This is a genomic window from Mesorhizobium sp. B1-1-5, from assembly GCF_006443065.1.
In the GTDB taxonomy this organism is placed as follows: Bacteria; Pseudomonadota; Alphaproteobacteria; order Rhizobiales; family Rhizobiaceae; genus Mesorhizobium.
This window is the reverse complement of the sequence record NZ_VFWS01000060.1, coordinates 18,711-29,429: the sequence shown is the minus strand read 5'-3', so window position 1 is coordinate 29,429 and position 10,719 is coordinate 18,711. Positions and strand designations below refer to the sequence as shown.

Annotated in this window: 13 protein-coding genes and 1 tRNA gene; 6 read left to right on the top strand and 8 right to left on the bottom strand. The window is 61.8% G+C overall.

Features of this window, described 5'->3' with window-relative positions:
* The coding region (locus FJ980_RS18425) for a PAS domain-containing protein (protein ID WP_246676455.1) at positions 1 to 1,609 on the bottom strand (1,609 nt) is incomplete at its 3' end.
* A gap of 199 nt (positions 1,610 to 1,808) precedes the next feature.
* Here FJ980_RS18425 and FJ980_RS18420 point away from each other — a divergent pair.
* Entirely contained in the window at positions 1,809 to 2,156 is a 348-nt protein-coding gene (locus FJ980_RS18420) for a hypothetical protein (protein WP_246676454.1), read from the top strand.
* 179 nt (positions 2,157 to 2,335) lie between these two features.
* A complete protein-coding gene (locus tag FJ980_RS18415) occupies positions 2,336 to 2,557 on the top strand; it encodes a hypothetical protein (RefSeq protein ID WP_140545139.1) in 222 nt (73 codons plus the stop codon).
* A 151-nt stretch (positions 2,558 to 2,708) separates the two neighbouring features.
* Here FJ980_RS18415 and FJ980_RS18410 read toward each other — a convergent pair whose 3' ends face one another.
* The 3 genes from FJ980_RS18410 to FJ980_RS18400 form a co-directional block, all read right to left on the bottom strand.
* Entirely contained in the window at positions 2,709 to 3,071 is a 363-nt protein-coding gene (locus FJ980_RS18410; RefSeq protein ID WP_246676453.1) for a hypothetical protein, read from the bottom strand.
* Positions 3,072 to 3,361: 290 nt separating this feature from the next.
* On the bottom strand, positions 3,362 to 4,216 hold the full coding sequence (locus tag FJ980_RS18405; protein ID WP_140545135.1) for a glutathione S-transferase family protein: 855 nt from the start codon (positions 4,214 to 4,216) through the stop codon (positions 3,362 to 3,364).
* A gap of 23 nt (positions 4,217 to 4,239) precedes the next feature.
* The gene (locus FJ980_RS18400; protein ID WP_140545133.1) at positions 4,240 to 4,821 is read right to left on the bottom strand and encodes a VOC family protein; all 582 of its coding nucleotides are present in this window, start codon (positions 4,819 to 4,821) and stop codon (positions 4,240 to 4,242) included.
* Positions 4,822 to 5,451: 630 nt separating this feature from the next.
* Between FJ980_RS18400 and FJ980_RS18395 the strand changes: the two genes are divergently transcribed.
* Together FJ980_RS18395 and FJ980_RS18390 are read left to right on the top strand one after the other, a co-directional pair.
* A complete protein-coding gene (locus FJ980_RS18395; RefSeq protein ID WP_140545131.1) occupies positions 5,452 to 5,802 on the top strand; it encodes a type II toxin-antitoxin system RelE/ParE family toxin in 351 nt (116 codons plus the stop codon).
* 4 nt (positions 5,803 to 5,806) lie between these two features.
* Entirely contained in the window at positions 5,807 to 6,208 is a 402-nt protein-coding gene (locus tag FJ980_RS18390) for a helix-turn-helix transcriptional regulator (protein ID WP_181164948.1), read from the top strand.
* A 148-nt stretch (positions 6,209 to 6,356) separates the two neighbouring features.
* On the opposite strand, the gene FJ980_RS18385 is transcribed toward FJ980_RS18390, so the two are convergent.
* The 3 genes from FJ980_RS18385 to FJ980_RS18375 form a co-directional block, all read right to left on the bottom strand.
* Positions 6,357 to 6,431 (bottom strand) — tRNA-Glu (locus FJ980_RS18385).
* Positions 6,432 to 6,621: 190 nt separating this feature from the next.
* Complete coding sequence (locus tag FJ980_RS18380; RefSeq protein ID WP_140545127.1) at positions 6,622 to 7,035, bottom strand: VOC family protein; 414 nt, start codon at positions 7,033 to 7,035, stop codon at positions 6,622 to 6,624.
* Positions 7,032 to 7,415 (bottom strand): fimbrial protein, encoded by a 384-nt coding sequence (locus FJ980_RS18375; RefSeq protein ID WP_140545125.1) that lies wholly within the window; start codon positions 7,413 to 7,415, stop codon positions 7,032 to 7,034. Before FJ980_RS18375 ends, FJ980_RS18380 begins: the two co-directional genes overlap by 4 nt.
* A 26-nt stretch (positions 7,416 to 7,441) precedes the next feature.
* Here FJ980_RS18375 and FJ980_RS18370 point away from each other — a divergent pair, with 26 nt between their 5' ends.
* A complete protein-coding gene (locus FJ980_RS18370) occupies positions 7,442 to 8,512 on the top strand; it encodes an RluA family pseudouridine synthase (RefSeq protein ID WP_140545123.1) in 1,071 nt (356 codons plus the stop codon).
* 214 nt (positions 8,513 to 8,726) lie between these two features.
* Complete coding sequence (rpoH, locus tag FJ980_RS18365) at positions 8,727 to 9,638, top strand: RNA polymerase sigma factor RpoH (protein ID WP_140545121.1); 912 nt, start codon at positions 8,727 to 8,729, stop codon at positions 9,636 to 9,638.
* A 263-nt stretch (positions 9,639 to 9,901) separates the two neighbouring features.
* Here rpoH and FJ980_RS18360 read toward each other — a convergent pair whose 3' ends face one another.
* Entirely contained in the window at positions 9,902 to 10,561 is a 660-nt protein-coding gene (locus FJ980_RS18360; RefSeq protein ID WP_140545119.1) for a peroxiredoxin, read from the bottom strand.
* Between the last annotated feature and the right edge of the window lie 158 nt (positions 10,562 to 10,719).

The following is a 10,719-nucleotide window of genomic DNA, read 5'->3' as shown; positions in this document are numbered from 1 at the left end:
TGAGATAGAGCGAGCCGTCCGAGGCGATCATCGCGCCCTTGCGCGCGAACTGGTGCCTGACGCTGCCGTCCGGCATCGTCACCGTTTCTTCGATCTCCTGCGTCTCGCCGGTGCGCAGCACGGCAAGGTCGCCGGCGACGAAGGCTTCGCCGTCCGCGCCGAAAATCTCGACATCGGTCCTGCCGACGGCTTCTTCCTTGCTGAAGCCGGTGAGATCGCACCAGCCCTTGTTGACGTAGAATTGCCTGAGGTCCGAACGCTTGGCATAGATCGACACCGGCACATTGTCGATGAGGCTGCGGAACACCTCGTTCTCGCTCATGCTCTGCCGCAGCGCCTGCTCGCGCGCCTTGACGTCGGTGATGTCGGTGCTGGAGCCGACCAGATGCACCGACCCGTCGATCGCCACCAGCCGGCTCTTGCGCGTCATCAGCTGGCGCACCGTGCCGTCGCGATGGGTGACGGCCTCCTCGATCTCGCGTCCCGCGCCGGTCGCCACGACTTCGTTGTCGTCATTGCTGAAACCGTCCGCCTCTTGCGCCGCGAAAAGCTCGCGATCGGTCTTGCCGAGCACCTCGTCCTTGGGCAGTCCGGTCAGCGCGCACCAGGCCTTGTTGACGAATTCTATGCTGAGATCGTCGGCCTTGATGAAGGCTGCCACGGGCAATTCGTCCATCACATGCCGGTAAAGGTCGATCTGGCGCATGGAATCGCGCAACGCCTTCTCGCGCGCCTTGATGTCGGTGATATCGACGCGCACGCCGATGAATGTGCCGTCGTCGGTGCGCATGTCATAGACCTGGTACCAGCGCCCGTCGGCGTTGAGGCGTTCGTAGGCCGAGCTCGGCAAACGGTACCGCTTGAGCATGGCGTCAAGCCAGCGCTCGGTGTCGACGCCATACAGGCCGTCGATTCCGGGGTCGCCGCTCGAGCGGAAGTAGCCGACGGAGTGGCCAAGCGCCAACGCCTCGCGGAACGTGCGGCCAGGCTGCCAGGCCGGCTTCAGCGCCGGCAGCGTATCCTGCAGCTTGCGGTTGGCGAAGACGAAGCGGTCGTCGCGATCGTAGATGATGACCCCCGCGGGCAGCGACTCCAGCACGGTGACGAGGTTCTTGCGCGCATCCTCCGCCTCGGTCTCGCGCTGTTTCATGTCGGTGATGTCGACATAGGAGATCAGCCGCTTGCCGCCTGGAAGAGGCGCCAGCGAGGCGATCAGCGTGCGGCCGTCCTTGCGCGGCAACTGCCTGGACCCTGCGCTTCCAGCCCGGATTTCGGCCTCCCGTTCGGCCACATGGCTTTGCCAGGCGTGTTCCTCGGCGCCGAACGGATCGGCATCACGACTGGCTTCCATGAGGTCGCGAAAGCGACTGCCGGCCGGAGCGCGTCGCGGATCGATCTGCCAGAAGTCGTAAAATGCCCGGTTGACCACCTCCGCCCGCAATTCGGCATCGAGAACGATGACGCCGATCGGCATCGAATCGACCATCAGCGTGAGATTGGCAAGCGCTTCCGAGGTCCCGGCCATATCGTGGACGTCGCCGAGAAAGGCCTCGTTGCCGCGCCTGTCCGCCTTGTTGTTCGCCTCGACAGTCCCGTCCGTATCCGCCATTCCTACCCCCAAGGCCGAACTGTGCCGGTCCGTCGGCGGAATGTGCCCGACAAGCATTAACGATCCGCTAACCATAATCATTGCAACCGCCTGCCGCCCGGTGCCGTTGAGCCAGATTCCGACCGTGGCGCCGACTGCGGTAATCCGCCCGTTGGCGATCATGGCAACAACGCATTATAAGGTGCCTGAGGTGTTGCTAATGTTTGGTCGAATCGCGGCTTTCATCCTGTGCCCGGCGCTGCTTGCGGCGGGCGGTTGCGCGCGCAGCGACGACGGCACGGTGATCGTCCCGAGCCGGATGGACGTCAGGCGTGTCTGGGACAAGGCGCCGCCGGGAACGACCACGTCGCGGCAGATCGCCTCGGACTTGTTTCCTTTGCCGCCGCCGGGCGCGCCGCAAGGCCCGTCTGTCCGGCGCTATTCCAGGTCTCCGGCAAGGCCTTCATATAACCAGGATCTCGCTGATCAGTCTTCGGGCGAGCAGACCTCCCTTACCTGCAGGAATGTCGGCGAAACCGGCAAGCGCTACCGCGTCGTCTGCGAGTAGCTTTGCCTCAATCTGCCGGTCGATGTCGGCTCGATCCACTGCCCGGATGCAGAAAGACAACCCGACAGATTCAGCCCGGCCTCGACCGCGGCGCGATCACGGATCGCTGATGAAACCTTTGCCCGGTGACGGGCGTTGTTGGCGTTGATGTGACGCGCGCAGCGCAGAGGAGACTGAAGATGTCCATTCACTTCACCGTCTCTGGCCTGACCAGAAACCTGATCCATTCGCTTGGGCTGGATCATGAGCATGCGCCGAGAGCCCTTACCCCCGAACAAAGCCTTCTGCTGGATTGCTACCTGGCCGGGCAGATCCCGGACTCCGCCTGGAACGATTATGTCTTCGAGATGCCGGAGTTGGAAAAGCACGCCCAGATCAGGCGCGCACGCGGTTTGACCTGAAAGCAATTCCAGGAGAACTGCGGCACAGCATGTCTCCCGAGAACCTAAAGCGCATGGAGCGAATCTGAAGATCGCGACGCGCTTTAGGCTCGGCGCCTTTGCCGTGCCCTTCCCTCCGGAACTCCGTCGAAAAAAATAGTCAGGCCTCCGCCTACTTCTTCGGCGAGTTGAACTGCAGCGTAAAGACGTTTCCGGCAATGCCTTGCGCCAGTGTGGGCGAAAGGCTGAGCGGCAGACAATCGTTCAGGGCCTTGGTCGCAGCGTCGATATACGCCTTACGCGCCTTGTCGTCGCCGCTGACATGGATAGCGGTCGTCTTCGGCGGCCCGATCAGCGTGCCGTCGCGTTTGAAGCTGAAGCTGAGCGTGACTGAGGAATTGTCGGAATTGGCCGGCGGCGTCCAGCAGGCGAGCAAGGCGGCGCCAACCTCGTTCATACCGTTGAGCGGCGCGGCTTCGGCCGTGATGGCGGCGCTCGCCAGGAGCGCGCTCGCGACCGCGGAAAGTTTCACCATTCTTGTCATCGCCGTCCTCATCGCTTTTTGCCCGGCTCGCACCTGTCAACCTAACGTAATGGTAGGATCAATCACGCCGATGACAATAGGATTTCAACCGGTCTGGCACCGGATAAGTCGTATGTCGTGATTGCCGTGGGAGGCGATACAACCGCCGGAAAAGCAAAAGGCCGGCGCTGGGCCGACCTTTCCCTTCGCCTCCGCTTCGCGCCAGTACATCCGTGGTCGCGGCGAGGACTGTGACCAGTAGACAGGCCTTGGGTAAACGAAACCTTAACCTGAGCCGGCTGTTACGCCCCGGCCTGCGATTTCACATGCGCGATGTAGCCGCGCACGTCGCCGGCCGGCTCCGCATAGGCCTTGCCGAGCTTCTTCTCCAGCGCCGCCACGTACTCCTTCGCCCATTTGGGCAGCGGATAGTCGATGACCGCCAGGAATTCCAGCGTTGCCGCCAGCCTTATATCGGCGATCGACGGGTTGTTGCCGCCGATGAACGGTTTGCCGTTGCGAAAGAAGGAGTGAAACACCTCGAGCGGCTCGGCGATCGCGGCCATCGCCGCCTTCTGCGCGTCCGATTTCTTGTCCGGATGGGCATCGCTGTGGCCGACTTCGCCGGCATATTGCGGGAAGCCGAGCGCCGGATAGGTCGCGCGCGCGACATAAGGATAGAGCGTGCCGACCAGATAGAACATGGCGCTGTCGATCATCGCCCGCTTGGCCGGCGCCTTCGGATAGAATTTGTCCAGCCCGTGCTTGTTGGCGAGATACTGCATGATGGCGCAGCTTTCCCACAGCACGCCGCGAGGCAGGCCCTTGTCCTCGATCATCGGCGTCAGATGCGCCGGATTGCGCGCCAGGAATTCGGGCGAACGCGTATGGCCCCAGGCATCGGTCTCCGCCGGATCGAGCCCGGCCGCGCGCGCGAACACCCTCACCGTCATGTTGTTGACGCTCGGCCTCAGCATGCTGAGTTTTATGCCAGGCTTCTTAGCTGGCTTCGCCATTTTCGAGGTCGCCTTCGCGGCCGCTTTGGCCGACGCCTTCGCCGATGCCTTGGCGCCCGATTTCGGGGCGGCTTTTACCGCTGCTTTCGGCGCGGCCTTGGCAGCGGCTTTCTTCGCGCTCTTTGTTGCAGCTTTTGCCATTTCATGTCCCTCCCTTTGCTTGCTCAGTACGGATTCTTCGGCGCCCTGTTTTCCGACAGGGTTTCGCGCGACCGCTCGACCAGCGCCTGGATAGCGTCGGCGAGGTGCAATTCGGCGATGTTGTAGTCGCCTCGCGCCACACGGATCTTGTGCGCCTCCATCAGCACGTCGGCATGGGCGAAGCCGGCCGGCGGATCGAAGCGGTAGGACGCGAGCTCGATCAACAGCGCGAGCGGATCTTCAAAATAGATCGAATCCATGAAGCCGCGATCCTTGACACCGCTGTGCTTGATGCCGCGCTCGTCGAGCCGCGCGACAGCCTGCAGGAAGGTAACCCGCGACACAGAGAACGCGATGTGATGGACGCAGCCGATATCGGTCGGTGTCCGCCGCTTGACCGGGACCCGGGTCTCGTCGGTGAAGACGGTGATCAGCCGCCCGTCGCCGGGATCGAAGTAGAGATGGCTTTCGCTCGCCTTGTCGAGATTGGGCTGCTCGAAGATGAAAGGCATGCCGAGCATGCCCTCCCAGAAGTCGATCGAGGTCTGGCGCCCGGCGCCGACCAGCGTGATGTGATGAACGCCTTGCGACTGCAGCTTCCGCATTGGACTCCTCCCCGAGAGCTTATGACTATTTGCAGTTTCTCGCCCTTGTGCCCTGCGCACGGCCGCGCCTTGGATCCATGCTCCGAAGCTAATTCATTCGACAGCCGCACGCCAGAAGCAACGAGCACGACCAGGGTTGGAGAGTGATAGGGAGCGGGTAGCCTCCAAAGATTTGAGGGCTGCGCTGTGGCAAATCCTTTCGGCGGAAGAGCGGCATAGACCTCATCGACATGCCTTGGCTGAGACCATCTCTTTCACGATGAGATTTTAGGAGGCGGAAAGGCTTTTTCGCGATTGCCGGATCAGCGCGAAATGTGCGTTCTCCCCGGACGGCGTTTTTCCGATCACATGCACCGCCTCGCGTCCAGCATTGGTGACTTCTCATTCGGAAACCCCTCTGTAGGAACCGCCACCGCTGTCCGATCCGCTCTGATCTTCCTCTGCTGCTCGCTTCGCGAATGGAATTGGCGGTGTCAGCTAAAAACCAAAAGAGCCCCCGCCTGGGGTACGCGCTGTTGTTGCGGTATAAACAGCACGGGGCCACCCACGGGATAGAGGGGGCAACCACTAAAGAGCGGAGCGAAAAATTATCAGATTGACGCTATATCAGTTTAAACCTATATTCCGCCAATGGCTTGGACGGTTCTCGAACATCCGGACTTTGTCCGGGAGCGTGAAGACCTCAATGATGAGGTCTCGGACAAGCTCGATGAAGTGATGCTGGCTCTGGAGGAAGTTGGTCCCAATCTCGGGCGCCCTCTCGTTGATACGCTGAATGGGTCCAAGCACAAGAAAATGAAAGAAATCCGATTCAATGCGAGCGGTGTTTGGCGCTTTGCTTTCGCGTTCGACGAAGACCGTCAAGCCGTTGTCCTGTGTGGTGGAAACAAGGAAGGCAAGGCGCAGCGCAAGTTTTACAAGAAGCTCATCGCGACCGCAGACGAACGGTTTGATGAATGGCTTGAGGCAGAAAAGGAGTAGACTAATGGCAAAGCGATCAGATTTTCGCCCCGTTCGCGAACGCATTGACGCTCTACCAGCAGAGCGTCGGGCCAAGATCGAAAAGGGCGCTGCCGAAATCCTAAGGGCTGTACATCTTTCCGAGCTTCGAAAGGCTATGTCCGTAACGCAAATGACCGTAGCTGCTAGAACAGGTCTGAAGCAAGCCGAGGTGTCGCGTATCGAGAAGTCTCCCGCATCGGTCCAGATCAAGACTATGGAACGCTATGTGCGAGGGCTTGGCGGCGACATGAAAATCGTAGCTGAATTCCCTGATGGAACATACGCCGAAATTCCCCTTAGTCACGGCAAGCCCGTTCGCTCCAAAATCACCACCGAGACAAAGAATGATGACAATAATTATACGGAGGAGCGTCTGGGCGCTTAACTAGGGGGCAACGTCCGACGCTATAGAACTTTGCGCAATTCGGCCGGTCAGGTGCGGACAGGGTTGTGCGCGCCTTGTGGCTCTCCGAAAATGAGGGCGGCAATGGTCTCTATTAGACCGTTATTAAACAGCTAAACGCTTAAAAGCTTGGTACGCCCAAGGGGAATCGAACCCCTGTTCCCGCCGTGAGAGGGCGGTGTCCTGACCGCTAGACGATGGGCGCGCTCAAGAACCGGCTACATAGGCTGGCGGCCGCAAAAAAGCAACCGAGCAGATTCTGGAAAAGTGTCGTACGGTTTTCCGACAAGAACTGCGACAAAACAAAAAGCCGAAGCGGAGCATTCATTGGCTTGCCAAACGAGTGCTCCGCTCCGGGTTTCGAACGCTTCGCGCGCTTTGCCGGCCGCCGCCGGTCAGCCCTGCCGTTTCGGCTCGATCAGGTCCCAGAGATTGCCGTAGAGATCGGCAAAGACCGCCACCGTGCCATAGGCCTCGAAGCGCGGCGCTTCGCGGAACTCGACGCCCTTGGCGAGCATCGCCTGGTGATCGCGGGAAAAATCGTCGGTCTCGAGGAAGAGAAAGACCCGGCCGCCGGTCTGGTTGCCGATGCGGCTTGCCTGCTCTTCGCCGGATGCTTCCGCCAGGAGCAGCCGCGCCCCCTTGCCTTTCGCCGGCGCGACGGTGACCCAGCGCTTGCCCGCGCCGAGATCGACATCCTCGATGAGCAGGAAGCCGAGCCGCTCGACATACCAGGCGATCGCTTCGTCGTAATTGGCGACGACGAGCGCGACGGTCGCAATGCTGCGCTGCTCGGCAAAGCCGCTCATTTGTTGCGAACCGCGAATTGGCCGATGATGCGGCGCTCGGCGATGTCGTAGACGAAGATCGAACGGCCGCCATCGGCAAGCTCGGCGTCGATCGACAGGCGGTTGCCGGAGAGCGAGTGGCTGATCACCTTGGCGCCGACGGGAAGCACGATGTCGCCCGACAGCGGCGCACCGGCCGGAGCCTGGGCATCGCCGGCGGGCGCCGGGCCGGCCACCGGCGCGTTGCGGGCTTTGTAGACAAGCGCCCCGATCACCACCATAAGGGCGAGGAACAGAAGGCCGAGATTGACGATCATGAAGCGGACGAGCTTGCGGCGCACGTTCTCGGCCGCGGGGTCGAGCGGCTTTTCCTCATCTTCTTCGGCGATCGGCCGGGCCATGGCTAAACAATCCGCAACGGGTTTCGATGAGCGCTCATAACGAAGAGAGTTCGACATTGATAGGGGAGGAACCGACGGACGATGAGTTGGCCGCAGGCGAAGCCACCGTGCTGGAAGCCGCCGCCGATGCCGCCGGCCAGCGCCTCGACCAGTGGCTTGCCGCCAAGCTCGGTCCGGAGCTCTCGCGCAGCCGCGTGCAGGCGCTGATCAAGCAAGGCGCGGTCTCCATCGCCGGCAGGAAGGTGCTGGAAGCCAAGCGCAAGCTGACGGTCGGTGAGACGATCGAGATCCTGGTGCCCGCGCCGGAGCCGGCAGAGCCGCAGGGCGAGGACATAGCCCTCGACATTCTTTACGAGGACGACGAGCTGATCGTCATCAACAAGCCGGCGGGACTGGTCGTCCATCCCGGCGCCGGCAACTGGACCGGCACGCTGGTCAACGCGCTGATCCATCACTGCGGCGAGAGCCTGTCCGGCATCGGCGGCGTCAGGCGTCCTGGCATCGTCCATCGCCTCGACAAGGAAACCAGCGGCGTCATGGTCGTGGCCAAGACCGACCGCGCCCACAAGGCGCTGTCGGAAGCCTTTGCCGATCATGGCCGCACCGGCGACCTCGAGCGCGCCTATCTGGCGCTGGTCTGGGGCATCCCGCAACGGCCGACCGGCACCATCGAGGCTGCCCTGGGTCGCGCCGCCGACCGCGTCCGCCGCGCGGTGGTGTCTGAAAGTCGCGACGACGCCCGCCATGCCGTCACCCATTTCAGCGTCGTCGAGCGTTTCGGCGAAGGACAACAGGCTTTCGCCGCGGCAAGCTTGGTCGAATGCCGGCTGGAGACCGGCCGGACCCACCAGATCCGCGTCCACATGGCTCATATCGGCCACCCCGTGATCGGCGACCCGGATTACGGGCAGGCGTTCCGTACCAAGGCCAACCGGCTGCCCGAACCCTTGAAGGCCAAGGTCAACGCCTTTCCGCGGCAGGCCCTGCATGCCTGGCTCCTTGAATTCCGGCATCCGACCACCCATCTAACGATGAGGTTCGAAGCGCCGATACCGGGAGACATGGAGGAACTCGTCGGCGACTTCCGGAAACTGTGAACCGACCCGCCACGAACAAGCTGCAAACCAGCCATCAAAAACCTGACCGGCGTTGTTCACTTCAACGTGACAGACTGTTTAGCGTTGAACAAATGCCTGTCTTTTCTGGTTTTGTTCCTATATACACAGGTTGTCGCGGATGAGCCTTTGGCATCCGTGACGCATGCCCGCCGCGTTTCGGGGGCATCCACTCCAAAGAGAGAGGGGCGCTATCATGGCCCAATCATTACCCAGTATCGTTTCCGGTGAAGGCGGTCTCGCCCGTTACCTGGAAGAAATCCGTCGCTTTCCGATGCTTCAGCCGCAGGAAGAGTACATGCTCGCAAAGCGTTATGCGGAGCATCAGGACACTACGGCCGCGCACAAGCTCGTCACCAGCCATTTGCGGCTCGTCGCCAAGATCGCCATGGGCTATCGCGGCTACGGCCTGCCGATCGGCGAGGTGATCTCGGAAGGCAACGTCGGCCTCATGCAGGCCGTGAAGAAATTCGAACCGGAGCGTGGTTTCCGGCTCGCCACCTATGCCATGTGGTGGATCAAGGCCTCGATCCAGGAATACATCCTGCGCTCGTGGAGCCTGGTCAAGATGGGCACCACCGCCAATCAGAAGCGTCTGTTCTTCAACCTGCGCAAGGTCAAGGGCAAGATCCAGGCGCTCGACGATGGCGACCTGAAGCCCGACCAGATCGCAGAGATCGCTACCCGCCTCAACGTCTCCGAGGCCGAAGTGGTGTCGATGAACCGCCGCCTGTCGGGCGACGCTTCGCTCAACGCCCCGATCCGGGCCAGCGAAGGCGAATCCGGCGAATGGCAGGACTGGCTGGTCGACGACCATGAGAGCCAGGAAGAGATGCTGATCGAGCAGGACGAGCTGGAAAACCGGCGCTCAATGCTGTCAGGCGCTCTGTCGGTCCTCAACGACCGCGAGCGGCGCATCTTCGAGGCGCGTCGCCTGGCGGAAGAGCCGCTGACACTGGAAGAACTGTCGGCCGAGTTCGACATCAGCCGCGAGCGCGTGCGCCAGATCGAGGTGCGCGCCTTCGAGAAGGTGCAGGACGCGGTCAAGGCCGCAGCCAAGCGCCAGACCCAGGCGCTGCGCACCATCGAGGCGCAGCCTGCGGCGTAACAAGCTCAAGGAACCAATGAAAAAGGCGGCGCTTCGGCGTCGCCTTTTTGTTTGGCGAAAGCGGCGAACCAGCCCTTTCTCCCCGTCACTATACGGGGAGAAATGTCCGGCAGGACAATGAGCGGCAGCGCCGACGCTGCAAGGTCATCGTCCAGGCAACAATCACTTCAAAGGGCCGGCGCGCTTATCTTCGAACGCCGCGCCGCCCCTCATCCGCCCTTCGGACACCTTCTCCCCGTTGAACGGGGAGAAGGAAAAAAGGCTCATGCCGAGGGTTGCTTGGTCTTGCGCAGATACGGCAGCACCGTCTCATACGCGCCGAAACGCTTGATCGCGTCTTCGTTGGAGACGGCGGCGGTGATGATGACGTCGTCGCCTTGCTTCCAGTTGGCCGGCGTCGCCACCTGGTGCTTGGCCGTCAGCTGGATGGAATCGATGACGCGCAGGATCTCGTCGAAGTTGCGGCCCGTGGTCATCGGATAGGTCAGCGCCAGCTTGATCTTCTTGTCCGGGCCGATGACATAGACCGAGCGCACGGTGGCGTTGTCGGCCGGCGTGCGGCCCTCCGAGCTCTCGCCGGCGCCGGCCGGCAGCATTTCATAGAGCTTGGCGACCTTGAGGTCCTTATCGCCGATCAGCGGATAGTTCACCGTCTGGCCGGTAGCGGTCTTGATGTCGGCCTGCCACTTCTCGTGGCTCGATACCGGATCGACCGAGATGCCGATAATCTTGACGTTGCGCTTTTTGAAGTCGCCTTCGAGGCCGGCCATGGTGCCGAGCTCGGTGGTGCAGACCGGCGTAAAATTCTTCGGATGGCTGAACAGCACCGCCCAGCCGTCGCCGATCCAGTCGTGGAACTTGATGGTGCCCTGCGTGGTCTCGGCCGTGAAATCCGGCGCGACATCGTTGATACGAAGACTCATGACCTATCCCTACCCTGTTTTGAAACGGTGGCCGGCGCGGCCGGCACGCATTCTAAGCTACCACCATCGCGGCATCGGTCAAACGCCGGGAACCGTACCCGAGCCCGCTGCAGCCGAATTTTTTTCGCGGGCGCGGCGATCCTCGGCAGGATTCTTCC